The sequence below is a fragment of the Desulfonauticus sp. genome, from assembly GCF_055126295.1.
Map to the genome: position 1 here is coordinate 16268 of NZ_JBSRHE010000001.1, position 24795 is coordinate 41062.

Genomic DNA, 24795 nt, shown 5'->3' on the forward strand with positions numbered 1-24795 from the left:
TTTATTCTCCAGCTAATTCATTTAAAAAATCTTCCATGGTTTGAATAAGGCTTAAGGGACTAAAGGGTTTGGGTAAATAAGCATCAGCTCCTACCTTATAACACTTTTCTTTTTCTTGCTCTGGAATAGCTCCACTTAAAATAAGAATTTTGCTTTTTGAAGCTTTACTTTTGATTTCTTTAACCACCTCTAACCCTGAGACAGAATCTGCCAGATTCACATCCACAATCAAAACCTCTGGCTTTTCTCTGGTATATATTTCCAGAGCTTCCTTTCCCTTATCTGTTTCCAAAAAGATAAAGTTATTAAAGGATAAGGTTTCTTTAATCAAATTGCGTATGTGCTCATCATCTTCCACTAAAAGTATTTTAACCATTTACTTCCCCCCTAAGAGTAACAATATATTTTTTTCCAGTTCTTCTAACTTAATGGGTTTTTGTAAAAATAAAGCCTGTAGTTCTTTGGCTTCTTGTTCATCCAGTAAATCAGTATAACCAGTAAGAAAAATAATGGGTAATTGAGGCTTTATCCCTCTAAACTTTAGAGCCAGTTCCTTACCGTTTATCTCTGGCATGCTTAAATCTAAAATAGCCAGATCTATCTGATCATAATTTTTTTCAAAAAAATCAAGAGCTTCCCTGGGATATTGAAATGGATTAACAGTTAAGCCCAGTTCTTGCAGAGAATAAGTGGTTACTTCCAAAACCTCTTTAATATCATCTACCAGCAAAACATTTAATCCTGGCAATTCCTTGGGAAGTTTTTTAAAAGAAGTCTGCTCCTCTGTTTTAATCCCAGTGCCAACTTCTTCAAAAACAGGTAGATAAATTTTAAAAATAGCTCCTCCTTCTTTTTTGTTATTGGCCCAGAAATATCCTCCAATACCTTTCACAATACTGGCTACAATGGCCAAGCCCATGCCTGTTCCCTGTTTTTTGGTAGTAAAAAAAGGCTCAAAAATATGAGGAAGGTATTCTGAAGGTATGCCTGGCCCATTATCTTCCACTACCAAACAGACATAATTTCCAGAAGGCAGATAAAAATCTTCTTCTCTAAGGCCCTGTTCTGCTTTTACATCCACAAGAGAAACTTCTATAATACCTCCTGTTTTTTGAAGGGCCTGATAGGCGTTGGTAACCAGGTTTAACAAAATTTGCTGCAGTTCTGTAGGATTGGTACGCACCAGAGCCTGGCTACTTATACTTTCCCTTAAGTCTATAATGGAAGGAAGAGTATCACGCAGTAATTTCAACTGTTCTTTTATTACCGGACTTACTTCTAAAGGATATCTATCTTCACCCATTTTTTGACGACTAAAGGTAAGAAGTTGTTGAATTAACTTTTTGCTTCTATCTCCTGTGGTTAAAATATTTTCCAGGTATTTTTTTACCCTACTACTATCCTGAAGATGCTTTAACCCCAGTTCAGCAAATCCCAAAATAATAGTTAAAATATTGTTAAAATCATGAGCTATGCCACCCGCAAGTAGTCCCAAAGATTCCATCTTTTGAGCCTGCCCCAACATATTTTGCAAAGCCTTAAATTCAGAAATATCCCTAATCAAAATAAGCAGGTATTCACTTCCTTCCCAAAATACTTTTTTTACAGATAAAAGGCCAGTAAATACTCTACCTTTGTAGCTTCGCATAAGCATTTCATAATTGTTTATTTCCTGATCTTGATTTATTTTTTCCAGAATAAAGTCTCTATCTCTAAAATCATAAAAAACTTTTCTATCTATTCTTTGATTTAAAACTTCTAAATATCCAACTTCAAACAATTCAAGACATCTTTTATTTAAATCCACTACAGTTCTCTTTTCTCTATCCAGAATAACTACAGCTTCGTTTAATTGATTTAATACTTCCTTACGAAAGGAAACATCCTGAACAAAAGCCATTACAGACTTTAACTTTCCCTGTTCTCTTTCTGCTGAAATAGTTAGGTTTACTTCTACTTTTTGATTATTTTTGGTCCTAAAAATCAAAGAATACAGGTTCAAATAATCCCTACTTTCCAAAAGTGGATAAACTTTATCCCCAAACTCTAAAAACTCTTCTTCTGAAAAATAAAGTATCCTGGAAGACTTACCTTCCAGTTCTTCTTTTTTATATCCCAACAACTTGCAAAAATAATCATTTACAAAGCCAATACTTCTTTCAGGCAATTCTACATAAATTACTCCTAAAGGCATTTGAGAAAAGAGTTTTTGAATGTAAATCTCCTGCTTTTTAATTTTAGCATGTAAATTTTCTTCCTTATTTTTAAAATAATAATTTATAACAACTAAAGTAAGTATTTGTATAAAGTTTAAATATAAACTTATTTTCAACTGACTTATCTCTCTATCTACTCCAAGAAGTAAAACTCCTTGATAATTGTCTTCTATTTTTAAAGGAAAAATATATATTTTTTTAATTTCTACATTTAATATATCTTTTAAAAAGTCTATTTATTTAATATATCTTTTAAAAAGTCTATTTCAGGAATTAAATTTGTAAGAGTAAATTCAAGAAAATTATTGTCTTGAAAATATTTTTCTATAGGACATCCATTTTTTTCCAATTTTTCCTTGTTTTCCTTAAACCACAAACCAAGTTTGTGTTCTGTTTCCTTATCCGAACACACATAAAAAAAAGATTTTTCTGCAACTAATATTAGAGATACAAGTTTGTATTCTGGCCTTTTCCCTATTTCCTGGCACAACTTCGCACAGGCTTTATCCAGACTATTTTCCTGAAAAATAATTTTATGGGCTTTAAGAAAAAAAGTTAGATTTTCGTTTAATTCCTTAAAATCAACAATCTGCATTTAAACTGCTCCTCAATTTCAAAGTTTTCGCACTATTCTGGCCGTTTTTTGGGAAAAAAGTCAAGGATTTTGCTTTATTTTAAGAAGGTTAGAAGGAAAAACTTGCTTTTTGTTTTTACTTTCGTTTACTTAAAGGTAAAACTTTTTAAAATTTTAGTTTTTTAGAATCCAAAGAATTAATCTGGCCGATAACAGAAAAAAAACAGCCACTGACGAAAAAACTTTTAATAAGACTAAAAAAAACTTTTAAAGGAGGCTTTTATGTATGTTGGCTTAAAAATGATTACCCAATTTCCCACCCTTTCTCCTCAGGATTTAGTGGTTGATGCAGACAAGATTATGGAAGAAAATAAACTGTGGATGCTTTTAATTACTGATGAGAAAGGAAAACTTCTGGGATATTTGCGCAAGGAAGATGTGCGTCAGGCCCTTCCTTCTCTAGCTACTTCTTTGAGTAAACATGAAATTAACTACATTCTGGCCAAATTAACTGTAGAAAAGCTGATTCGCAAAGACATTGTAAGTGTACACCCTTCTACAGAAATAGAAGTTGCAGCTCAAATAATGTACGAAAAGGACTTACCAGGATTGGCAGTGGTTAATAGAAAAAATAAACTCATAGGTTATATAAATAGGTCAGTTATGCTAGAAGTGTTAGTAGAAGAAATGGGACTTAGACAGGGAGGAGCCAGAATTACTTTTGAAGTAGAAGATAGGACTGGAGTAATTGCTGAAGTTTCCTCTTTTATTGCAGAGCTTGGCTTTAGTATAATATCTACAGGTACTTTTTTCCATCAAAATAAAAGAATTGTTGTCTTAAGAGTACAAACAGATGACCCAACTCCAATAGTTAAAGAGCTTATTAACCGTAACTACACCATTATAGGACCAGAGGATTTTGCAGATCAATGGGAAAATTAATCTTAGAAGTAGATAAGGTTACTCTTACTTTTAAAGGTATTGCCGCCTTAGTTAGTGTCAGTTTTAACATTCCTGCTGGAAAAATAGTCTCTCTCATTGGCCCCAATGGAGCAGGCAAAACCAGTATGCTTAATTGTATCAGTGGTAGGTACACACCTGATCGGGGAAGTATTCGTTTCCTGGGAGAAAACATTTTGCACTTGCCTCCCTACAAACGAGCCAGGCTGGGTATTGCCAGGACCTTTCAAAACATTGCCCTTTTTAAGGGCTTAAGCGTACTGGATAATCTCATGGTGGGACGACACAGCCATCTCCAGTATGGCTTGTTTTCCTCTTTTTTCTATTTTGGCAAGACCAAAAGAGAAGAAGAAACACATCGCTTGCGCGTGGAAGAAATTATAGATTTTCTCAATCTCTCTCCTTACCGACACAAAATTGTAGGCTCTCTTCCCTATGGCGTGCAAAAGCGAGTGGAATTGGGAAGGGCTTTGGCCCTGGAACCTAAACTATTACTTTTAGATGAACCCATGGCCGGGATGAACCTGGAAGAGACCGAAGACATGGCCAGATATATCCTGGACATCAATGAAGACTGGAAAACAAGTATTTTGTTGGTAGAGCACGACATGGGAGTGGTAATGGATATTTCTGATGAAGTTGTGGTTCTGGACTTTGGGCAGGTATTAGCCACTGGCACGCCTGAAGAAATTCAAAAAAATCCCCAAGTTATTGCTGCTTACCTGGGACAAGAAGATAGTTTATTTTTAGGACGCTAAGTTATGGAAAAGAAAAAACCTTACGCCACCACTCTACCTCATTTGCTCTGGCAAAATAAGGAAAAATGGCCTAAAAAAACAGCCCTGCGGGAAAAATATCTGGGCATCTGGCAAAAGTTTTCCTGGCTAGACTTTTACGAACACACTGCAGCTTTTGCTGGAGGATTAAAAAAAACTGGGCCTGGGCCGAAAAGATATCCTCATTTTAATCGGAGATAACAGGCCAGAATGGCTCTTTGCAGAGCTGGCAATCCAGGCTTTAGGGGGAATTGCTTTAGGTCTTTACCAAGATGCTCCAGCTTCAGAAATAGATTATGTATTTGAACTTACAGAAGCCAAAATAGTTGTGGCTGAAGACCAGGAACAGGTGGATAAAATACTCACCCTAAGAGAAAAGCTTCCCCACCTCAAGTACATCGTCTATCACGACCCCAAAGGTCTCAGTAATTATCGAGTCCCAGGGCTTATGGATTTCAGGGATGTGGAAAAACTGGGCAAAGAGGAAAAGCAGAATTTTCCTCATTGGCTAAAGTCTTTAAACCCTGAAGATACCTGTCTTATTGCTACTACTTCGGGTACCACAGGCAAACCCAAGCTGGCCATGCTTTCGCACCAAAATCTTCTGTCCATGGCCTGGAACCTGGGGTTGGTAGACCCCAAGTATCCCAGTGATGAATTTGTCTCTTTTTTGCCTCTGGCCTGGATGGGTGAACAGATGATGTCTGTGGCCTCTGCCCTTTTATTTGGTTTTTGCGTTAATTTTCCAGAAGAGCCAGATACAGTGCAGGAAAACATTCGGGAAATAGGACCTCATTTAATCTTTTCTCCTCCTAGAGTATGGGAAAATCTGGCAGCCAGAGTCCAGGTCAAGATTATGGAAACCACTCCTGTTAAAAGGTTTCTCTACAACCTTTTTTATCCCCTGGGCTTAAAATATGCGAATAAGGTCTTAAACCAGGAAAAGGTTTCCTGGTGGATTAAATTTCAATACTTTTTAGCCAATGTATTTTTATTTCGAGCTGTAAGAGATAGGTTGGGCTTTTCCAGAATTCGCTCTGCCTCTACTGGAGGAGCTGCCCTAGGACCTGATACTTTTCGTTTTTTTCATGCCCTGGGAGTAAATTTAAAACAAATTTACGGCCAGACTGAAATAGCTGGCATTTCCTGTATTCACCGAGATGGGGAAATAGACTTTGATACCGTGGGCAAACCTATTCCAGAAACTGAAATAAAAATCTCAGAACAAGGAGAAATTCTATCCAAAAGCCCTGCGGTTTTTCAGGGCTACTTTAAAAATCCCCAGGCTACAGAAGAAACCATTGTCCAGGGCTGGCTTAAGTCTGGAGATGCAGGTTATTTTAAAGAGAATGGACAGTTGGTTGTAATTGACCGTTTAAAAGATGTTATGCACTTAAAAGATGGTACCAAGTTTTCTCCTCAATTTCTGGAAAACAAACTCAAATTTTCTCCTTATATCAAAGAGGCAATGGTAGTGGGAGAAAACAGAGATTATATTGTAGCTATTGTCTGTATAGACCAGGATATTGTGGGTAGATGGGCAGAACAAAACCTGCTTACCTATACCACCTATCAAGACCTGGCCAGTAAAGAAGAAGTATATGCCCTTATTCAACAAGAAATAAAAGATATAAATACAACTTTGCCTGAAAAAAACAAAATAAAATATTTTGCTATTTTGTTTAAGGAACTGGATGCAGATGATGGAGAGCTTACCCGTACCAGAAAAATACGCCGTAAATTTGTACAGGAAAGGTATCAAGATTTAATAGAAGCCATGTATGCAGAAGAAAAGGAAGTAAACTTAAAAACAGAAATCATTTATCAAGATGGGCGTAAAAAAATACTAACTGGAAAAATAAAAATTCAAGGGACCAATTAACATGGAATACTATCTTCAACTGATTATAAACGGCTTGGTAGTGGGAAGTATTTATTCCCTGGTGGCTTTGGGCTTTGTAATTATTTACAAGGCCACCAAGGTGGTCAACTTTGCTCAGGGCGAGTTAGTTATGGTAGGGGCCTATGTCTGCTTTGCCCTTACAGTTCAGGCAGGTCTACCCTTTTTAGCCTCCTTTGTCCTGACCCTGCTCTTTTCCCTTATCCTAGGGCTAAGCATTGAGCGTTTGATTCTAAGGCCACTTATTGGCGAACCCATAATTAGTGTAATTATGGTTACCATTGGGCTTTCCTCTGTTTTAAAGGCCCTGGTACAGCTTATCTGGGGCACTCAAATAAAAGTCTATCCTCAGGTTTTACCCCATGAACCCATTTTTCTCTTAGGGCTTCCCATTTCCCCTGTGTACATAGCAGCTTTTATTTTAGCTGTAATTTTGTTTACCATCTTTTCCCTCTTCTTTAAATACTCTTCCATAGGGATTGCCATGCGAGCCACTGCTTTTGACCAGCAGGCAGCCCAGTCCATGGGTATTGGCATCAAAAACATCTTTGCCCTTTCCTGGTGTATTGCCTGTGTGGTTTCCTCTATTGGAGGAGTAATTTTGGGCAATATTAATGGCATAAATTCTCAATTGGGAGCCATGGGGTTAAAGGTATTTCCAGCAGTTATCTTGGGGGGATTAGACAGTTTATTGGGCGCAGCCCTGGGCGGCCTTATCATTGGAGTGCTGGAAAACTTATGTGATGGACTGGCTAAGGAACTTTTCAATCTAGGGGGCTTTAAGGAAGTAGCTGCCTTTATCATTTTGGTATTTATTTTAATGCTTAAACCCTATGGCCTTTTTGGCAGTCACGAGGTGGAAAGGATATGAAGGCAGATAAGTGCGGTCTTTTTTTTGAAAGCTATGGCCAGGAAAATCAAATTTTTCCCAGTCCTGTTCAGAAAACCTGTTTAGGAGCATTTTTACTTTTTCTTTTAATTGTTCCTTTTATTTTAGATAGTTACTACTTATCACTCTTTAACCTCATCTTTATTGCTGTAATTGGAGCAGTATCTCTCAATCTCATTACTGGCATCTGTGGCCAAATCTCTTTAGGCCATGGCGCCTTTATGGGAGTTGGGGCCTATGCCACAGGTTATTTTATGAATCTGGGAATTAACTTCTTTGAGGCTTTATTGCTGGGAGGCCTGGTAGCTTCTTTAGTAGGTATTGTTTTTGGCCTGCCTTCTTTGCGTTTAAAAGGCATTTATCTGGCCATTGCCACTTTGGCTGCCCAGCTGATTTTAGAATATGTATTTTTGCACTGGGACAGCGTAACTGGTGGCTCCAATGGCCTGGCTTTAGATGCTCCAGCTATCTTTAACTTTTACTTTGATAATGATTTAAAAATGTTTTATTTACTTTTCTTTTTTGCCCTTATTTCCACTTTGGCCATAAGTAATCTAATGCGCAGTAAATATGGACGGGCCTTTGTGTCCATAAGAGATTTTTACTTATCTGCAGAAGTAATTGGTATAAATCTATTTCAATACAAACTTTACGCCTTTGGAATAAGTTCTTTTTTTGCAGGTATTGCTGGAGGGCTTGCTGCTGTTTATGCCATGTACATTACTCCAGAACAATTTGGCATTCACCTTTCCATTTCCTACCTGGCAATGATTATAATTGGCGGTATGGGTAAAATAATTGGCAGTGTATTTGGTGCAGTATTTATCACTCTACTGCCTGAATTTCTTTCTATAGTTTCTCAACATTTAAGTGCTTTTTTCCCGGATATAAGCACCTATCTCCTGGGTCTAAAAGAAGGAATTTTTGGTTTAATCTTAATCTTATTTCTTATTTTTGAGCCAGAAGGACTGGCTCACCGCTGGCATTTAATTAAGGCTTATTTTAAATTATATCCCTTTGCTCATTAAAAAGGGATAACTTATTTAAGGGGAGGGTTTTATGCGTAAGATTTGGTTGAGTTTTTTAATGGTTTTACTCTTTGTCTCTTTGGCTACAGCCAAGGAGATAAAAATTGGAGTGCTTTCTGACTTAAGTGGTCCTACCTCAGCAGTAGGCAGACCTTATGCAAAAGGAATTTTGGACTGTGTGAAGTATTTAAACTCTCAAGGGGGCATAGCTGGATACAAGATCAAAGCCATTCAAGTAGATTATGCCTACAACGCCCAGCAAGCCATTAGTGCTTATAAGCGTTTTGTAAACAAAGAAAAGATTGTAGCCCTTCAGGGCTGGGGAACTCAAGATACAGAGGCTTTAACTCGTTTTGTAGCTAAAGACAAAATACCTACCTTTTCTGCTTCTTATTCTGCCCATTTAACAGATCCCAAAAAAGCACCTTATAACTTCTTTATTGCAGCTGATTATTCTACTCAAATTCGAGCAGCCTTAAAGTTCTTCAAAGAAAACTGGAAAGAACCTAGAGCGCCTAGACTGGCCTTTATTTATCCAGATCACCCCTATGGTCTTGCCCCCATTCCTGCTGCTAAAGAATACGCCCAGGAAATAGGTTATGAAATCGTGGGAGAAGAAAATGTAAGTCTTAAGGCCATTGATGCAACTACCCAATTACTTAGTTTAAAAAAGAAAAATCCAGATTATGTCTGGATAGGGGGCACTACTCCTTCTACAGCTGTTATTTTAAAGGACGCTAAAAAATTAAACTTTTCTCCTGTATTCTTTGTAAACATCTGGGGTTCTGATGAAAACATCCTGAAGTTAGCTCCTGGAGCCTGTGAAGGAATTTATTCTTTACAAGCTGCAGCCATTTATGGACAACAGGTGCCAGGGATGAAAATTATTGAATCCCTTACCCAGGGCCAGGTCCAAATGACTCACTATATCAGAGGCTTTGCTTCCATGCTGGTAATGGCCAAGGGAATTGAACTGGCTGCTCAAAAGGGTCAAATAAGTGGTCCTGCTATTAAACAAGCTTTAGAGACTTTACGCAATTATGACCCCTTGGGACTTACTCCACCTATAAGTTATTTTCCTGATGACCATCGCCCCAACATGTCTGTATTTATTTATCAGATAAAAAATGGTAAGTTTAATTTTGTAAAACAAGTTGATCTGGAAAGAAAAAAAGAATGGCTGGGTAAATAGTTTATGGCTTATATCCTTGAATTAGCAAATGTAGAAGTAGTCTATGACAAGATAATTTTGGTGTTAAAGGGACTGTCTTTAAAAGTCAGGGAGGGCCAAATTACAGCCCTCCTTGGCGCCAATGGAGCAGGAAAATCCACCACTCTCAAGGCTATTTCTGGCTTGCTTTTAAGTGAAAATGGTGAGGTCACAGAAGGAAAGATTCTTTATCAAAACACCCCCATTCACAATGAACCTCCGGAAAAAATAGTACGCAAGGGCATTTTTCAGGTAATGGAAGGTAGAAGGGTATTTGAAGAATTGAGTGTGGAAGAAAACCTAAGGTGCGGAGCTTATACCAACCCCAAAAAATTCAAAGAAAACCTGGAAAAGGTCTATCATTATTTCCCCCGCTTAAAAGAAAGAAGAAAGCAATGGGCAGGATACCTTTCTGGGGGAGAACAACAAATGCTAGCCATTGGCAGGGCCCTTATGGCTGAGCCCAAACTTTTGCTTTTAGATGAGCCCTCTTTAGGGCTTGCTCCTCTTTTAGTAGAAGAAATTTTTAATATTATCACCCAAATCAATAGGGAAGAAAAGGCCTCTGTACTTTTAGTAGAGCAAAACGCCAGAGCTGCTCTAACTATTTCATCCTTTGGTTATATTCTGGAAAATGGACGCATTGTAATGGAAGGAGAAGCCCAAGAACTTTTAAATAATCCTGATGTACAGGAATTTTATCTGGGCATGGGACATGCAGGAGAAAAGAAAAGTTATAGAGAAGTAAAGCACTATCGCCGAAGAAAACGCTGGCTGTAAAGGAGTTTTTATGCCAGATGTATACAATCCCTGGGAAATTTTACCAAGAGAAGAATTAAGAAAAAAAAAGTTTCAAAAATTACTTAAAACAGTAAGACTAGCCTTTGAAAAGGTTAAAGAATTTCAAAATAGAGTAAATAAACTGGAAATTTCCACAGAAAAAGACTTTGAACAAATTCCCATTTTACCCAAAAAAAAGCTCATATCCTTACAGGAAAATAATTTTCAGGACTTATTAGCAGTTTCTATCCAAGATTTAGCCCATATTTACAGTTCTCCAGGCCCCCTATTTGACCCTGAAGGAAGGGAGAAGGATTATTGGGGCTGGACAGAGGCTTTTTATGCCATGGGTTTTAGGCCTGGAGATATAGTACAAAACACCTTTAGTTACCACCTGACTCCAGCAGGCTTGATGATGGAAGAGCCTTTAAGGACTTTGGGCTGCGCCATTATTCCAGCAGGACCAGGAAACACAGATCTTCAAATAGAACTGATGACCAAATTAAAGGCTACAGGCTTTGTGGGCATGGCCTCTTACTTAAAAACCATTGGAGAAAGGGCTCAGGCCAAAGGACTGGATCTGCATAAGGATTTTCACTTACGGGTAGCCTTTAGTGCAGCTGAAATTTTGACTCCCTCTTTACGCCAGACAGTGGAAAAAAGTTTTAACCTTACCCTAAGGCAAGGTTATGGCACAGCTGATGTAGGTTGTATTGCTTATGAGTGTGAATGTGGTCAGGGCATGCACCTTTCCACCAGGTGCTGGGTAGAAATCTGCGATCCCCAAAGCGGTGAAGTCCTCCCTCCTGGTATGATAGGAGAAGTGGTGGTCACGCCCTTTTCTTCAACCTATCCCTTGATTCGCTTAGGCACTGGAGATCTGGCCATTTTAGATGACAGTTATTGTGCCTGTGGCCGCACCAGTCCCAGGATAAAGGCCATTGTGGGCAGAGTGGATAACACAGTAAAAGTAAAGGGACAGTTTGTTTATGAACATCAGGTGCAAGAGGTTATAAGTAATTTTCCAGAGATAAAAAACTGGCAATTGGTCATAGAAAATCCCCAGGGTAAAGAAAAACTTACTCTGTATATTCAAGGACAAACCAATACAAAGGCCTTATTTTCCCAATTAAAAGAAAAGATAAAACTTTCTGTTTTTATTGAGGAATGCCCCGTGATTGAAGATAGTAAAAAAATCCTAGATAAGAGAATATGGGAAAAGTAAATTATATCCTGCAAACCAATCTTCAACATTGTTATAATCAAAAAGGAGAAATAATAGATTGCCAAAACACAGGACAGGATGCTGAATTTAAAATTGGATTAAGCCTGGAAAATAGATTTGCAAGTTATAAAGAAGAAGGAGTACTGGACAAGTTAACCAATTTAATATTTCCTCGAAAATTTAATTTTTTTGATTTTCCACAAACCTGGGCAGAAGCCTTCTCTTTAATCAATCAGTTAAATAAAGAAAATTTTTTAGGTAAAAATAACTGGCGCTTACCCAACCGTAGAGAGCTAAGAAGTATTTTTTCTCCAGGCCATAAAAAGCCTGCTTTACCCTCTCCTCATCCTTTTAAAAACACTACCTTAGGCTGGTACTGGACTTCCACAACTGTAGCCAGTGATAACAATTATGCCTGGGCTATTCACTTAGAAGGGAGTAGAATGTTTTACGGAAGAAAGGATCAATACTATCTAGTTTGTCCTGTAGCTGGAGAAAGCAAAAACATTTTATCTACAGGTCAAAAAAAGAGTTTTATTGATTTTGACGATGGATTTTATAAATTTGGGAAAAGTATGGATAAACGTTTTAAGAAAGTAGAAGATGGAATATTGGACACAAACACCAACTTGATTTGGTTAGAAAAGGGTTATCTAGAAGAAAATCTAAGCTGGGAAGAAGCTTTTACTTGTTTAAAAGAGTTTAACTCTGCCTCTAAATATACCTGGAGAATTCCCAACATTAATGAACTGGAAAGCTTGGTCAATTGTGCTTACATGTATCCAGCCCTGGAAAAGGAGCAGGGATTTAAGGACTTGAAAAATCTTTATTTATCTTCTACCACCAGCTACTTTGAACCCACCTATGCCTTTGTGCTTTACTTAGACAAGGGAGCTGTGGGAGTGGGGAGAAAAGAACAGCCCCTTTATTCTTTATTGCCAGTAAGAACTTATGTACAAAACCCGATTTAAAGTAAAAATCTTTGAAGTAGATAAAAATAAAAAACTTTCTTTGTTATCTTTGCTTAACTCTATCCAGCAAGCTGCCTATGAAGATAGCAGTCAAAAATTTTTTTCCAGTCATCTATTATGGGAAAAAGGACTTTCCTGGGTACTTACCAGGCTTTATCTGGAAATATATAATCTTCCCTCTTTAAATGAATTTTATAATATATCTACCTGTTCAGTAAATTTAAATAAATTTTTTGCTAAAAGAGATTTTTTAATAGAAAAGGAAAATAGTATTCTGGCCAAATGCACCACTTTGTGGTCTCTTTTAGATGTAAACAGGAGAAAAATTGCTTCTATACCCAAAGAATGGCTGGAAAAACACGAAAATAAAAAGGACATTCTTACCTTTCCCAAACCTAAACCTGAAAAGCAAAATAGTGGATATACCTGGAAAGAAGAATATATTTCCCGCAAATTGGATTTTGACTTAAATCAGCATGTAAACAATGCCATCCTTATCGCCCTTGCTCTAGAGAGTCTGCCCCAAGAGATGGAAGACTCTTACCTGCACTCCCTGGATGTACTCTTTTTTAAAGAAGTTGCTAAGCCTAAAGAAAAAATTATTTGCAAAGGGAAAAGAGAAAAGGGCTTAATTCAACTTAACTTAGAGGACCAAGCCTCTACCCCTCTTTTGGCTATTAATTTGAACTTAAAGTTCTAGCCTTGCCTGTAAAGGCAATAAAACACCATTAAAAACTTGACTTTTAACCCTAAGTGAGAATAAAGAAAAACTTGACTTTTAACCCTAAGTGAGAATAAAGTCCTTCTACCTATTAAAATTTGAAGTGTACTTTATATAATGGATATTTATATTTTAACTCTCCTCTCTATTCCTTTACTGGCAGCCTTATTAGTATATATTGTTCCCTTTTCTAAAGCAAAATACATTCCTATTTTAGCGCTCATAACAACTTCAATTATCTCCATAAAGATATTTAATCTCAACAAATTTGATTCACAATTTAACTTAAAGTTTAATTACTCTCACCTAATTACTGTTCTTGATTTTATACTTTTACTTTTTTTTATAAAAAAAGGATGGGAAAATAAAGACAAACCAATACTATTTTTTAACATTTCATCATTACTACTCTTACTTTTTTTAGAATTAAAAATTGATAACAGTCCTAACTTTTTAATCAATATAGATAACATCTCTCAAATTATGCTTCTTTTTGTAAATATTATCTCTCTTTTTATCTTTATTCATGCCATTCCTTACATGCAAAAACATAGAGAACACTTTTCCTTAAAAACTACTTCCAATAATAACTTTTTTTGCATTTTGCTTCTTTTTGTAGCTGGCATGAATGGACTTATTATAACCAATCATTTACTTCACTTTTATTTCTTTTTTGAGATAACTACGCTTTGTTCTTATCTTCTTATTGGGCATGACAGGACTCAAGAAGCAGTGGCCAACTCCCTTTTGGCTTTGCGTTTAAATAGTTTGGGAGGGCTTTTTTTCCTAATAGGAAGTACAGGGTTATACTTTATTTTTCCCTCGGTAGATATCCTTAAAATTGTCCAAAAGGCGCCAGTAAACAGCTTGTTTTTACTCTTTTTGGCCTACATCTGCCTGGCCGGTATGGTCAAATCTGCCCAGCTTCCTTTTCAAAAGTGGCTTTTAGGTGCCATGGTAGCTCCTACTCCCACTTCTGCTCTTTTACACTCTTCTACTATGGTAAAAGCTGGTATTTATTTACTTTTAAGGTTTTCTCCCCTCTTTGCTAACACCTTTTTTTCTACCACCCTGGCACTTTGCGGGGGCTTTACTTTTCTAGCCACTGCCCTTTTGGCCATTGGTCAGGATAATGCCAAAAAAGTGCTGGCTTATTCTACCATTAGTAATTTAGGTTTAATTATAGCCTGTATAGGTATCAACACTCCAGCCAGTATCACAGCTGCTTTAATTTTGACCTTTTTCCACGCCTTTAACAAGGCCCTGCTCTTCTTATGCATTGGCACCATTGAACAAAAAATTGCCAGTCGCAACTTAGAAGACATGCGCAATCTCTATACCCTTATGCCCTTAACTGCCATTATTACTGCATTTGGGGCAATTGCCATGATTTTACCACCCTTTGGTATGCTTTTAGGCAAGTGGATGGCTATAGAAAGCTCTGCTCAAAACATCCTGCTGGTACTTATGCTGGCCTTAGGCAGTGCTGTTACTGTGCTTTACTGGGCTAGATGGGCAGGTTTATTTATGGGCTATAAGTTAAGAGAAAAAATAAAGCTGGAATCCCAATCCCTGTTAACCAGAATCCCCCTTCTTATTCTTTTGCTAGCTGTTTTTTTACTTCCAGCTTATTCTCCCTGGTTATACCAGGAAAAAATTTATCCCTTTATCCTAACCTACTCTCATATATGGAAAAATAACCTTTATTTACTGCTGGGAGGAAGCTTCCAAAATAGTTTTGGTTCCTTTCCTCTTTTTCCCTTATTTTCCCTGGCTATTTTAGGATTTTTTATTGCTCATTATTTTCTCCTTAAGGCCAAAAGAAAACCTCTGGAAATTCCCTATTTTTCGGGATTAAGCATTGATAAGTCCTCTTTTGGTTATGTAAATCCTCTGGGACAAAGGGTAATCCCTAAAACCAGCAACTATTACTTATTGCAAGTTATAGAAAACAGTAAACTAGCTCTCTGGATAGATAGATTGTCCTTAATCTTTATTTTACTCTTTTTGGGTGGAGGGCTGCGTTAGTGCCAATGTTTCTTAAACTTTTTCTTTTTCTCTTAAGCCCCTTTGCTATTGGAGTTATTCTGGGGATAGATAGAAAACTGACAGCCTACTTACAATCCAGAATTGGACCGCCTATTTTCCAGCCCTTTTATGATTTATTTAAATTATTAGGCAAAGAAAGTAAAACTTCCAATTACTGGCTTTCCTTTTGTGCCTATGTATATTTATGTGGAGCAATAACCTGTGCCTTTTTATTCTTTTTACAAGCTGATTTACTTTTAATCTTTTTTGTTCAGGCTGTAGGCTCTATCTTTTTAGTTTTAGGGGCCTTTTCTGTATCTTCTCCCTTTAGTCAAATAGGAGGACAAAGAGAGCTTTTTCAAATCATAGCTTATGAACCTTTACTTATTGCAGTAATTGTAGGAATCTATTTAGTTACCGGAAGTTTTGAAATAAGCTCCATCTATAAACTAAATTATCCTCTTTTAGCCAAACTTCCCTTACTCTTTTTAATCCTTACCTTTGCCCTGACTATCAAGTTAAGAAAATCACCCTTTGACATTTCAGCCTCTCATCACGCCCATCAAGAAATTGTACGAGGTGTTTTTACAGAATATTCAGGTAGTTATCTGGCTATAGTAGAACTAGCTCACTGGTTTGAGCTGGTATTTATTTTAGGCCTTATATCTTTATTTTGGGCTAATAGTTTTTTTATGAGCACAATTTTGGTTTTCCTGACCTATTTTCTGGAAATTATTGTAGATAACATTACTAGCCGTTTAACCTGGCGTTTTATGCTAAAAAATGCCTGGTCTGTGGGAATTATTTTGGCTTTAATTAATCTAATCTGGTTATATAAAGGATAAAATGAAATTTATCAAAAGACTTCTCTTAACTGGAATAAAAAAATCACCCTGGTTGCTTCACTTTGACTGTGGTAGTTGCAATGGCTGTGATATAGAAACTCTGGCAGTCCTGACTCCTGTATATGATGCAGAACGCTTTGGCGTAATCAATGTGGGCAATCCCAAGCATGCTGATATCTTTTTAGTAACTGGAACTGTAAATAGAAAAAATCAAGAAATATTAAACAATTTATATTTACAAATACCAGAGCCTAAAGTTATTCTAGCAGTAGGCACCTGTGCCCTTAGTGGAGGAATATTTGCAGAAGCTCCCAATGTAATTGGTGGAGTGGATAAAATTATTCCTGTGGATATTTATATCCCTGGTTGTCCTCCTAAGCCAGAGGCGATTTTAGAAGGAGTCTTAAAAAGCGTAGAACTTTTAGAAGATAAGGTAAAAAATGGAAAAATTTAGTTATAAAATAATCAATTTACAGGACTTACTTACTCAGGTAAAAGAACTAAGAGAAAAAAAATACCGTCTGGTAAGTATAAGCTGCACCCAGGTAGAAGAAAAGTTTGAACTTCTGTACACCTTTGACCTAAATTTAAGCTTGAAACATCTTAAAATTATAGTTGCAAAGGACACTCCTATTCCCTCTCTTACTTGTATTTATGAGGGAGCTTTTTTACTGGAAAACGAAATTCAAGACCAGTTTGGATTAAGTTTTGCTAAATTAAATATAGATTACAAGGGACAGTTATTTTATCCAGAAAAAAATCCTCTTTTTTTAAAAAATAATAAATAGGAAAAATCATGCCCAAGACAATTATACCCTTTGGACCGCAACATCCTGTTTTGCCAGAGCCCTTACACTTTTCTCTAACTGTAGAAGATGAAATTGTTCAAGAAGCTATTCCTGGTTTTGGTTATGTACATCGAGGGTTAGAAAAGCTTTGCGAAATAAAAGACATTCACAAAATGATTCAAGTTGTAGAAAGGGTATGTGGGATTTGTTCTAAAATTCATGCCCTTTGTTATTGTGAAGGAATTGAACAAATGATGGGAGTGGAGGTACCTCCCAGGGCAAAATACTTACGCACCATCTGGTCTGAACTTCATCGCATGCATTCACATTTACTGTGGTTAGGATTATTTGCAGATAGTTTTGGCTTTGAAAGTCTTTTTTATCACTTCTGGCGTATTAGAGAAAAGATTCTGGATATAAATGAAAAAACTGCAGGAAACAGAATTATAGTTTCTGTCAATATTTTGGGTGGAGTTAAAAGAGATTTAAGTACAGAAGACCAAAAGTGGATTTTAGCTGAATTAAAAGAAATAGAAAATAAACTGGAAGAAGTAAAAGATACTCTCTTCAAAGATTACACTATATCCAAAAGAACCAAAGGAAAAGGAATATTATCTGCAGAAGAAGCTCTTTATCTGGGAGCAGTTGGACCGGTGTTAAGGGCCAGTGGCGTAGCGCAAGACTGTAGGCAACTCCAATATGCTGCCTTTTCAGAATTGGACTTTGAACCTGTAATCGCCCAGGAAGGAGATTCCTTTGCCAGAATGCAAGTTCGCTATTTTGAACTGTTTCAATCTATAGATTTAATAAGACAGGCCCTAAGCAAAATACCTGAAGGACCTATAAGTGTAAAAGTAAAAGGATATCCTGAAGGGGAAAATGTATTTAGAGTGGAACAGCCAAGAGGAGAAGTATTTTATTACTTTAAAGCAAATGGCAGTAAATTTTTAGATAGGCTTAGAATTAGAACTCCTACTTTTGCCAATGTACCTGCTCTAGCTAAAATGTTGACAGGTATAGAACTGGCAGATGTCCCTGTTGTAATTTTATCTATTGACCCCTGTATTAGTTGTACGGAGAGATAATAGATGGAGTATAAATTTCCTCCTTTTTTAACTACAGTTTTAACTAACTTGCTAAAAAGGAAAAGTACCAGGCCCTATCCCTATCAAAAAAGAGCTCCCTATCCTGAGGTTAGAGGGATTTTAAAAAATCAAGTAGAAAAGTGTATTTTTTGTGGTTCTTGTTCTTTAAAGTGCCCTGCCAATTGTATTGAAATAAATAAACAAGAAGGTACCTGGCAGTATAAACCTTATCTATGTATTTTATGTGGCAACTGCGAAGCAGCCTGCCCTGTAAAATGTCTTACTCATACAACAGACTTTCCCTTACCCTGTTTAGAAAAAAAAGATATTCTCTTAAAAGGAACTCCTCCTAAAAGAAAACAAGACAAGAAATAATTTTTAAAAATTCCTTGTATCTAAAATTTTTTTTGCTTAAAAAAGAAGGAAATCAAGACTTGACTTTGTCTGGTTTTCTTGGTTTCCCTCGCCTGTCGGCTGTTTTTTTAATGTTTAACCTCTCAAACCTAAAAGAAAGATTAAAGAAAATGGAAAACTTAGATGTAAAAAGTGTTAATGTTATCAAAGGATTAATTATTGATGCCACACGCAAGGCCAACTCGGGCCATCCTGGTGGTGCCATGTCCTCTGCAGATTTTGCCTATGTGTTGTTTAAGGATTTTCTCCAATTTAATCCTGATGACTCCAAGTGGTTTAATCGAGACCGTTTTGTCCTTTCTGCAGGGCATGAATCCATGCTTCTTTATAGCTTACTTACTTTGTGCGGCTTTTTATCTATAGAAGATCTAAAAAACTTTCGCCAATGGGGAAGCAGAACCCCAGGCCATCCAGAACACGACCTCACTCCTGGAGTGGAAGCGACCACCGGCCCCTTAGGGCAAGGTTTTGCTATGGCTGGAGGAATGGCTGTAGCTGAAAGCTTTTTGCGGGCCAAGTTGGGGGAAGAGATTTGCAATCATTATACCTATGTCCTGGCTTCAGACGGTGATATGCAGGAGCCTGTGGTTTTAGGAAGTGCTTCTCTTTTTGGAAAGTGGAAACTGGGAAAACTTATTGTCTATTATGATAGCAATAAAATTCAACTGGCAGGGCCTACTGCCCGTTGTGATAGTACTGATTACAAGCAACTTTTTTCCAGTTTTGGCTGGCAGGTATTGGAAATAGACGGTCACAATCACCAAGAGATAAGAGAGGCTTTAACTCAAGCTAAAGCAGAAACAAGCAGGCCCACTTTAATTATTGGGCACACTACCATGGCCAAGGGATGTGCCACTTTGGAAGGCAGTGAAAAAACTCACGGCTCTCCTCTCTCTGTAGAAGAAATTAAGGCTACCAAAGAAAAATTAGGCCTTCCTTTAGAAGACTTTTACCTGCCTGAAGATGTGATTGAGCATTTTCAGGCTCGTTTTAGTACCTTACGAGAAGAGGCTAAAAAATGGCAAAGTCAGGTTGCCCGGCTTCAGGGAAGCAAAAAGGAATTTTTTGACTTTATTTTTAGCGCTCCAGAAAAAAGGGTTTTTAACTGGCCCAACTTTTCTCCAGAAACTCCCTTAGCTACCCGTAAGGCCTTTGGAGCTTGCCTGGAAAGTCTTATTGATACCCTGCCCAATTTAATGGGAGGCTCTGCTGACCTGGATCCTTCCAACCAGACAGTTAAATTTAGAGAAAGTGTAGGATTATTTGATAACCTGGAAAACCCCCAGGGACGTTATTTGGCCTTTGGAGTGCGAGAATTTCCCATGGGAGCCATTTTAAATGGCTTGACCCTACATGGCGGCCTGGTGGGTTTTGGAGCCACCTTTTTGGTCTTTTCTGATTATGAACGAAATGCCTTGAGAATGGCTGCTCTGCAAAAACTGCCTGTAGTACATATTTTTACCCATGATTCTTTTTATGTGGGAGAAGATGGACCTACCCATCAACCAGTAGAGCACGCCAGTTCCTTAAGGCTTATTCCCAATTCTCTGGTCTTTAGACCTGCTGATGCCAATGAAAGTAAGTATTGTTTAGAAATTGCCCTAAAACAAAAGGATAGACCAAGCTTTCTATTGTTTACCCGCCAAAGCTTGCCTGTTTTAGATGAAAATAATTATCCTCAGCTTCCAGAAGGAGTTTTCAGAGGTGGATATATCTTAAAAGAGGCTGAGACTGGAAAGCCAGAGGTAATTATCATAGCCACTGGTTCTGAAGTTCATCTGGCTCTGGCTGTGGCTAAATCCTTAGATGTTCCCACCAGAGTGGTAAGCATGCCTTGCGTAGAGCTCTTTAAAGAGCAACCTCTGGAATACCAACAACAGGTCCTGCCTTCAGCAGTGGAAAAGCGCTTTGCCTTTGAGGCAGGTAGTCCGGATATCTGGTATCAATTTGTAGGATTAAAGGGAAAAGTTTTAGGAATTGACCATTTTGGAGCTTCAGCTCCAGCTAAGGTTCTGGAAGAAAAATATGGTTTTACCTTAGAAAAGGCTTTGGCTTTTGTAAAAGAAAACCTTTAATTTGAAGGGGAGGTGGCTATGGAGCAGGCCAATCGCAATTTGGCTTTAGACCTGGTGCGAGTTACAGAAGCAGCAGCTATGGCTTCTGGTCGCTGGCTGGGTAAAGGACAAAGAAAGGCTGGGGACAAAGCTGCAGTGGATGCCATGCGCTTTTCCTTTAATAGCCTGGATATAGATGGAACCATTATCATTGGAGAGGGAGAAAAAGACAAAGCTCCCATGCTCTATAATGGCGAAAAGGTGGGCACAGGCAAAGGCCCCAAAGTGGATGTGGCCGTAGACCCGGTAGAAGGGACCAATCTTTTGGCCCTGGGCAGACCCAATGCCCTTTCTGTGGTAGGTCTTGCCCCTCAGGGTAGCATGTATGATCCAGGCCCCAGCTATTATATGCAAAAATTAGTAGTGCCTGAAGAAGCCAAAGAAGTAATTGACCTGGATGCTCCTGTAGCTGACAATTTAAAAAAAATCGCCAGGGCTTTAGGCAAGGATGTAGACGATTTAGTGGTTTTTGTCTTGGACAAACCAAGACATGCGCAACTTATCGAAGAAATTAGAAAGGCAGGAGCCAGGATTCAACTCCATACGGATGGAGATGTGGCTGGCTCTCTTATGGCAGTAGACCCAACTTCTGAAGTGGATGTGATGATGGGTACAGGAGGAACTCCAGAAGGGGTTCTTTCTGCCTGTGCTATCAAGGCCCTGGGTGGAGAAATGCTTTGCCGTCTTGACCCTCAAAAAGAAGAAGAAAAAAAGGCCCTGGCTGAAGGTGGATATGATTTAAAACGCATCTTTACTGTTGATGACCTGATTAAAAGTGATGATGTCTTTTTTGCTGCCACAGGTATTTCTGGAGGGACCTTTTTAAGAGGAGTAAAATATACTGGCAAAGGAGCCATTACCCATTCCTTAGTTATTAGAGGAAAGACTGGCACCATAAGAAGGATAGAAGCTGAACACAATTGGGAAAAATTAATGAAAATAAGTCCCATTAAGTATGACTAGCAAACCTAAAAGGAGTCTTTAACATGAAAAAAACAAGCATTCTGGCTCTAAGCATTTTTCTGTTGGTCTTTTTAGTAAGCGCTCCTGCCTGGGCCCAAAAGAAAAAAGTAAAGGTAGCCTTTGCTTTGCTCTGGACCATTGACGATATGGGCTGGACCACTGCTGCCTACAATGGAATTAAATACCTGCAAGAAAAAATGGGAGATGAAGTAGAAGTCAGTTATACTGAAAAGGTGTTGGCTGCTGATGCAGAAAGGGTATTTCGCAACTATGCTCGCAAAGGTTATGATATTATCTTTGGTACCACTTTTGAACATATGGATCCCATGCTCATGGTGGCCCAAGACTTTCCTGACCAGGTTTTTGAACACTGTTCTGGCTATAAGACTGCAGCCAATATGGGCAACTATTTTGCCAGGATGTATCAGGCAGAATATCTAGCTGGCTATATGGCTGGACTTATGGGCTTTAAAAATGTGGGAACTGTGGCCACCAATCCTATTCCAGAGCCCATTCGGGGCATCAATGCCTTTACCTTAGGCTTGCTTAAAGGATTAAAGGAAGGCGGACACAAGTATAATCCAGAAAAGGTAAACACAGTAGTCTGGCTCAAAGCCTGGAGAGACCCTATCAATGAAACTACCCTGGCTGAAACCCTTATTTCTAGAGGCCATGATTTAATTAGACAGATGGCTGATACTCCTGATAGTAGCCTGGCTGCTTGTAAAAAGGGAGTTCCGGCCATTGGCTATGGAACAGATGCTGCTCAATATGGAGCAAAATGTGTTTTGCTTTCTACTATCTGGAACTGGGGGCCTTATTTCGTAAAAGTTGTAAAGGAAGTTCAGGCAGGTACCTGGAAACCAGAAGCTTACTGGGCTGGGTTTGAAGAAAATATGCTAACTTTAAGTCCTTTTCACCCTTCTGTACCTAAAGAAGTTCAAAACAAGGTTCTAGCCCTGCTGGAAAAATTCAAACAAGGACAAGATGAAGTCTTTGTAGGTCCTATTTATGATCAAAAAGGCAACTTAAAGGTAAAACCAGGAGAAAAACTTACTGATCACGACCTGTTAACCATGCGCTGGCTGGTTAAGGGCGTACAGGGCACCATTCCTGATTAGAGATAAAGGGGGAAATTTTCCCCCTTATTTAAGGGTCTAAAAGATGAGTTATTCTTTAAATAACTTTGAACTGGGAGAAAAATATTCCTTAACTATAAAAGGGTTAGATTATTCCCTAGAACTTCCCTGGGTAGTTTTAGAGGGGTCACCCAGGTTAAAAATTGTATCTTTAAATCTCCTGGGACAAACTAAGGTAAACCAGGACCTGGGAAGACTTCTGGCCCAGCAAATCAAAATAGACTTCCCTGATTTAAAAGACATTGCTCTACTTACTCCTGTGGAAAAATCTCTACAACTTGCTCAGGTAGTGGCCAATGAACTGGGCCTGGAAGTCATAGCCATTGCTTACAATCGTGTAAAACCACATATGGAACCAAAGACCAGGCCTGTTATTCAATTGGGCTCCAGCTCTATTACCAGTGGAGAAAAGTTTTTAGCCCTTTATGAAAGGGATTTAAATTTTTTAAAAAAACACAAGAAAGTTATCATCTTAGATGATGTGGTAAGTACTGGAAGTACCCTTTATGCCTTAAAAGACCTCATTGAAGAGGTAAATAATTTTTTTAAACTATCTCCTCCTCTATCCATAGTGGCTGGGTATTTTGTAGCCAAAGAAGGAGATACTAAATTTAATTTTGACTTTCCTGTCAATTACCTTGCTTCCTTACCTAACCCTCAAGTTTTATAAATATGCAAGAACCTATTTTGCGTTTGTCAAACATTGGTAAATCTTTTGGTGATTTTTGGGCAAATGAAAATATAAATCTGGATATTTTCCCAGGAGAAATCCATGCCCTTTTGGGAGAAAATGGAGCTGGAAAATCCACCCTTATGTCCATAATCTCTGGGAATTATTTACCAGACAAGGGAAAAATTTATCTAAAGGGTAAAGAAGTTTTTTTTAGAAACCCCAAAATTGCCCAGGATTATGGCATTGGCATGGTTCATCAAAAATTTATGCTCATTGACAACCTAAGCGTATGGGAAAATATTGCTTTAGGCACTATTTCTAAATTTACTATACCTAAAGAGGAAATCTTAAATAAAATCCAAAAAATAAGTAAAGAAAGTAAATTAGAGGTAGATTTACATAAAAAAGTAATAAATTTGAGTGAAGGAGAAAAACAAAAGGTTGAAATTTTAAAATTACTCTATAAACAGGCCAAAATATTAATATTTGATGAGCCAACTTCTATTTTAACTCCCCAAGAAATAGATTCCTTTTTTGAGATTCTTTTGTTTTTAAAAAAGAGAAAACATACCATTATTTTTATTACTCATAAATTAGAAGAAGTATTTAAACTTGCTGACAGAATAAGTATATTAAGAAAAGGTCGCCTTATAGCTACTTTTTTACCTCAGGAAATAAGAAGTAAAAAAGAGCTGGCCAGGCTTATGGTGGGAAGAGATATTGTATTTAAGGTTGATAAAGAAGAAATACAACCTCAAGAAACTATTTTAAAACTAGAAAACATAAGTTGTACTAAAGAAAAACAAAAAAAGTTAAAAAACATCAACCTGGAAATTAAAAAAGGAGAAATAGTAGCTATTTTGGGGGTTTCTGGAAATGGACAAGAAAATCTGGCCAGAGTTTTAGGAGGCATAGAAGATTTTGAAGGACGCCTCTATTTTCAAAACCAAACCTATACTGGCCATACCTGGACAAAAAATTTTCCCTCTTCTGTAAGCTACATTCCGGAAGACAGGCACAATTTAGGCAGTGTAAGTGAATTAGACTTAGAACACAATCTTATCCTTACCAGATTATTTCAATTTTCTTCCAAATGGTTTATTTTCTGGGATAAAATAAAAGAAAAGACTAAAATCCTGTTAAGTAATTTCCATGTCAAAGCCCCCAAGGGCAATAAAACTCTGGCCCGTCACCTTTCTGGTGGCAACCTGCAAAAATTTATTCTGGCCAGAGAATTAGACAAAAATCCCCAATTAATTATTGCCGAACAACCCACTCAGGGTTTAGATATCCAGGCCACAGAAGAGGTCTGGCATAGACTTTTAGCTGCCAGAAAAAAGGCAGCTATTCTGTTAATTACAGGGGATATAAAAGAAGCTCTAAGCTTAGCTGACAAAATTGCTATTATTTTCCAGGGAGAAATAAAAAAACTCTTCTCTTCTCAGAACAGGGAAGAAATAAGTAAAATAGGGTTATATCTAACAGGAGCTATATAA

At 37.7% G+C, this 24795-nt stretch carries 25 protein-coding genes; 22 read left to right on the top strand and 3 right to left on the bottom strand.

All coding sequences use genetic code 11. The features are described 5' to 3' along the window. Position 1: 1 nt before the first annotated feature. The 3 genes from ACTCIM_RS00070 to ACTCIM_RS00080 all read right to left on the bottom strand — a co-directional run bounded on the left by ACTCIM_RS00070 (position 2) and on the right by ACTCIM_RS00080 (position 2811). Positions 2-376, bottom strand: coding sequence for a response regulator transcription factor (locus tag ACTCIM_RS00070; RefSeq protein WP_029967423.1), 375 nt, complete (start codon positions 374-376; stop codon positions 2-4). Further along, positions 377-2332, bottom strand: a complete 1956-nt coding sequence (locus tag ACTCIM_RS00075) for a PAS domain-containing hybrid sensor histidine kinase/response regulator (RefSeq protein WP_472313178.1) — start codon at positions 2330-2332, stop codon at positions 377-379. Between the two features lie 116 nt (positions 2333-2448). Beyond that, entirely contained in the window at positions 2449-2811 is a 363-nt protein-coding gene (locus ACTCIM_RS00080; RefSeq protein WP_472313179.1) for a hypothetical protein, read from the bottom strand. Between the two features lie 261 nt (positions 2812-3072). On the opposite strand from ACTCIM_RS00080, the gene ACTCIM_RS00085 reads away from it, so the two are divergent. From ACTCIM_RS00085 to ACTCIM_RS00190, 22 genes are all read left to right on the top strand, one after another. Next, positions 3073-3732 (top strand): CBS domain-containing protein, encoded by a 660-nt coding sequence (locus tag ACTCIM_RS00085; RefSeq protein WP_464279777.1) that lies wholly within the window; start codon positions 3073-3075, stop codon positions 3730-3732. Next, entirely contained in the window at positions 3720-4508 is a 789-nt protein-coding gene (locus ACTCIM_RS00090) for an ABC transporter ATP-binding protein (protein WP_472313181.1), read from the top strand. Before ACTCIM_RS00085 ends, ACTCIM_RS00090 begins: the two co-directional genes overlap by 13 nt. A 3-nt stretch (positions 4509-4511) precedes the next feature. Beyond that, the gene (locus ACTCIM_RS00095; RefSeq protein ID WP_464279774.1) at positions 4512-4727 is read left to right on the top strand and encodes a hypothetical protein; all 216 of its coding nucleotides are present in this window, start codon (positions 4512-4514) and stop codon (positions 4725-4727) included. After that, positions 4717-6408, top strand: coding sequence for an AMP-binding protein (locus tag ACTCIM_RS00100; protein WP_472313375.1), 1692 nt, complete (start codon positions 4717-4719; stop codon positions 6406-6408). Before ACTCIM_RS00095 ends, ACTCIM_RS00100 begins: the two co-directional genes overlap by 11 nt. A gap of 1 nt (position 6409) precedes the next feature. Further along, complete coding sequence (locus ACTCIM_RS00105; protein ID WP_029967152.1) at positions 6410-7297, top strand: branched-chain amino acid ABC transporter permease; 888 nt, start codon at positions 6410-6412, stop codon at positions 7295-7297. Continuing rightward, positions 7294-8343 (top strand): branched-chain amino acid ABC transporter permease, encoded by a 1050-nt coding sequence (locus tag ACTCIM_RS00110; RefSeq protein WP_029967150.1) that lies wholly within the window; start codon positions 7294-7296, stop codon positions 8341-8343. Before ACTCIM_RS00105 ends, ACTCIM_RS00110 begins: the two co-directional genes overlap by 4 nt. A gap of 31 nt (positions 8344-8374) precedes the next feature. After that, positions 8375-9535, top strand: a complete 1161-nt coding sequence (locus tag ACTCIM_RS00115) for an ABC transporter substrate-binding protein (protein ID WP_472313183.1) — start codon at positions 8375-8377, stop codon at positions 9533-9535. A gap of 3 nt (positions 9536-9538) precedes the next feature. Next, complete coding sequence (locus tag ACTCIM_RS00120; RefSeq protein WP_464279772.1) at positions 9539-10333, top strand: ABC transporter ATP-binding protein; 795 nt, start codon at positions 9539-9541, stop codon at positions 10331-10333. A 10-nt stretch (positions 10334-10343) separates the two neighbouring features. Beyond that, entirely contained in the window at positions 10344-11558 is a 1215-nt protein-coding gene (locus tag ACTCIM_RS00125) for a phenylacetate--CoA ligase family protein (protein WP_472313185.1), read from the top strand. Continuing rightward, positions 11546-12529, top strand: coding sequence for an Lcl C-terminal domain-containing protein (locus ACTCIM_RS00130; RefSeq protein WP_472313187.1), 984 nt, complete (start codon positions 11546-11548; stop codon positions 12527-12529). Before ACTCIM_RS00125 ends, ACTCIM_RS00130 begins: the two co-directional genes overlap by 13 nt. Further along, positions 12510-13229 (top strand): acyl-ACP thioesterase domain-containing protein, encoded by a 720-nt coding sequence (locus ACTCIM_RS00135; RefSeq protein WP_029967134.1) that lies wholly within the window; start codon positions 12510-12512, stop codon positions 13227-13229. The genes ACTCIM_RS00130 and ACTCIM_RS00135 overlap by 20 nt, the downstream gene beginning before the upstream one ends. 138 nt (positions 13230-13367) lie before the next feature. Further along, entirely contained in the window at positions 13368-15278 is a 1911-nt protein-coding gene (locus tag ACTCIM_RS00140; RefSeq protein WP_472313189.1) for an NADH-quinone oxidoreductase subunit 5 family protein, read from the top strand. A gap of 5 nt (positions 15279-15283) precedes the next feature. Beyond that, positions 15284-16123 carry an NADH-quinone oxidoreductase subunit H gene (locus ACTCIM_RS00145; RefSeq protein WP_029967130.1) on the top strand — a complete coding sequence of 280 codons (840 nt, stop codon included), beginning with the start codon at positions 15284-15286 and terminating at the stop codon, positions 16121-16123. Between the two features lies 1 nt (position 16124). After that, the gene (locus tag ACTCIM_RS00150; protein WP_464279765.1) at positions 16125-16577 is read left to right on the top strand and encodes an NADH-quinone oxidoreductase subunit B family protein; all 453 of its coding nucleotides are present in this window, start codon (positions 16125-16127) and stop codon (positions 16575-16577) included. Further along, entirely contained in the window at positions 16564-16911 is a 348-nt protein-coding gene (locus tag ACTCIM_RS00155) for an NADH-quinone oxidoreductase subunit C (protein ID WP_464279764.1), read from the top strand. Before ACTCIM_RS00150 ends, ACTCIM_RS00155 begins: the two co-directional genes overlap by 14 nt. An 8-nt stretch (positions 16912-16919) precedes the next feature. Beyond that, positions 16920-17996 (top strand): hydrogenase large subunit, encoded by a 1077-nt coding sequence (locus tag ACTCIM_RS00160; protein ID WP_464279763.1) that lies wholly within the window; start codon positions 16920-16922, stop codon positions 17994-17996. 3 nt (positions 17997-17999) lie between these two features. Continuing rightward, complete coding sequence (locus ACTCIM_RS00165) at positions 18000-18371, top strand: 4Fe-4S binding protein (protein WP_472313190.1); 372 nt, start codon at positions 18000-18002, stop codon at positions 18369-18371. A gap of 149 nt (positions 18372-18520) precedes the next feature. Next, the gene (gene tkt / locus ACTCIM_RS00170) at positions 18521-20485 is read left to right on the top strand and encodes a transketolase (RefSeq protein ID WP_029967119.1); all 1965 of its coding nucleotides are present in this window, start codon (positions 18521-18523) and stop codon (positions 20483-20485) included. Positions 20486-20503: 18 nt separating this feature from the next. Continuing rightward, a complete protein-coding gene (gene glpX, locus ACTCIM_RS00175; RefSeq protein ID WP_472313191.1) occupies positions 20504-21487 on the top strand; it encodes a class II fructose-bisphosphatase in 984 nt (327 codons plus the stop codon). Between the two features lie 23 nt (positions 21488-21510). Beyond that, a complete protein-coding gene (locus ACTCIM_RS00180) occupies positions 21511-22608 on the top strand; it encodes a BMP family ABC transporter substrate-binding protein (RefSeq protein WP_029967115.1) in 1098 nt (365 codons plus the stop codon). Positions 22609-22651: 43 nt separating this feature from the next. Continuing rightward, on the top strand, positions 22652-23296 hold the full coding sequence (locus ACTCIM_RS00185; protein WP_029967112.1) for a phosphoribosyltransferase family protein: 645 nt from the start codon (positions 22652-22654) through the stop codon (positions 23294-23296). A 2-nt stretch (positions 23297-23298) separates the two neighbouring features. Next, entirely contained in the window at positions 23299-24795 is a 1497-nt protein-coding gene (locus ACTCIM_RS00190) for an ABC transporter ATP-binding protein (RefSeq protein ID WP_029967110.1), read from the top strand.

Excerpts from the sequence above, each read along its gene's own strand:
- ACTCIM_RS00140 (WP_472313189.1), top strand. The coding sequence starts at position 13,368 with ATGGATATTTATATTTTAACTCTCCTCTCTATTCCTTTACTGGCAGCC.
- ACTCIM_RS00190 (WP_029967110.1), top strand. The coding sequence starts at position 23,299 with ATGCAAGAACCTATTTTGCGTTTGTCAAACATTGGTAAATCTTTTGGT.
- ACTCIM_RS00155 (WP_464279764.1), top strand. The coding sequence starts at position 16,564 with ATGGAAAAATTTAGTTATAAAATAATCAATTTACAGGACTTACTTACT.
- ACTCIM_RS00085 (WP_464279777.1), top strand. The coding sequence starts at position 3,073 with ATGTATGTTGGCTTAAAAATGATTACCCAATTTCCCACCCTTTCTCCT.
- ACTCIM_RS00115 (WP_472313183.1), top strand. The coding sequence starts at position 8,375 with ATGCGTAAGATTTGGTTGAGTTTTTTAATGGTTTTACTCTTTGTCTCT.
- ACTCIM_RS00110 (WP_029967150.1), top strand. The coding sequence starts at position 7,294 with ATGAAGGCAGATAAGTGCGGTCTTTTTTTTGAAAGCTATGGCCAGGAA.
- tkt (WP_029967119.1), top strand. The coding sequence starts at position 18,521 with ATGGAAAACTTAGATGTAAAAAGTGTTAATGTTATCAAAGGATTAATT.
- ACTCIM_RS00130 (WP_472313187.1), top strand. The coding sequence starts at position 11,546 with ATGGGAAAAGTAAATTATATCCTGCAAACCAATCTTCAACATTGTTAT.
- ACTCIM_RS00090 (WP_472313181.1), top strand. The coding sequence starts at position 3,720 with ATGGGAAAATTAATCTTAGAAGTAGATAAGGTTACTCTTACTTTTAAA.
- ACTCIM_RS00120 (WP_464279772.1), top strand. The coding sequence starts at position 9,539 with ATGGCTTATATCCTTGAATTAGCAAATGTAGAAGTAGTCTATGACAAG.
- ACTCIM_RS00150 (WP_464279765.1), top strand. The coding sequence starts at position 16,125 with ATGAAATTTATCAAAAGACTTCTCTTAACTGGAATAAAAAAATCACCC.
- ACTCIM_RS00095 (WP_464279774.1), top strand. The coding sequence starts at position 4,512 with ATGGAAAAGAAAAAACCTTACGCCACCACTCTACCTCATTTGCTCTGG.
- ACTCIM_RS00145 (WP_029967130.1), top strand. The coding sequence starts at position 15,284 with ATGTTTCTTAAACTTTTTCTTTTTCTCTTAAGCCCCTTTGCTATTGGA.
- ACTCIM_RS00135 (WP_029967134.1), top strand. The coding sequence starts at position 12,510 with ATGTACAAAACCCGATTTAAAGTAAAAATCTTTGAAGTAGATAAAAAT.
- ACTCIM_RS00160 (WP_464279763.1), top strand. The coding sequence starts at position 16,920 with ATGCCCAAGACAATTATACCCTTTGGACCGCAACATCCTGTTTTGCCA.
- ACTCIM_RS00105 (WP_029967152.1), top strand. The coding sequence starts at position 6,410 with ATGGAATACTATCTTCAACTGATTATAAACGGCTTGGTAGTGGGAAGT.
- ACTCIM_RS00125 (WP_472313185.1), top strand. The coding sequence starts at position 10,344 with ATGCCAGATGTATACAATCCCTGGGAAATTTTACCAAGAGAAGAATTA.
- ACTCIM_RS00165 (WP_472313190.1), top strand. The coding sequence starts at position 18,000 with ATGGAGTATAAATTTCCTCCTTTTTTAACTACAGTTTTAACTAACTTG.
- glpX (WP_472313191.1), top strand. The coding sequence starts at position 20,504 with ATGGAGCAGGCCAATCGCAATTTGGCTTTAGACCTGGTGCGAGTTACA.
- ACTCIM_RS00185 (WP_029967112.1), top strand. The coding sequence starts at position 22,652 with ATGAGTTATTCTTTAAATAACTTTGAACTGGGAGAAAAATATTCCTTA.
- ACTCIM_RS00070 (WP_029967423.1), bottom strand. The coding sequence starts at position 376 with ATGGTTAAAATACTTTTAGTGGAAGATGATGAGCACATACGCAATTTG.
- ACTCIM_RS00080 (WP_472313179.1), bottom strand. The coding sequence starts at position 2,811 with ATGCAGATTGTTGATTTTAAGGAATTAAACGAAAATCTAACTTTTTTT.
- ACTCIM_RS00180 (WP_029967115.1), top strand. The coding sequence starts at position 21,511 with ATGAAAAAAACAAGCATTCTGGCTCTAAGCATTTTTCTGTTGGTCTTT.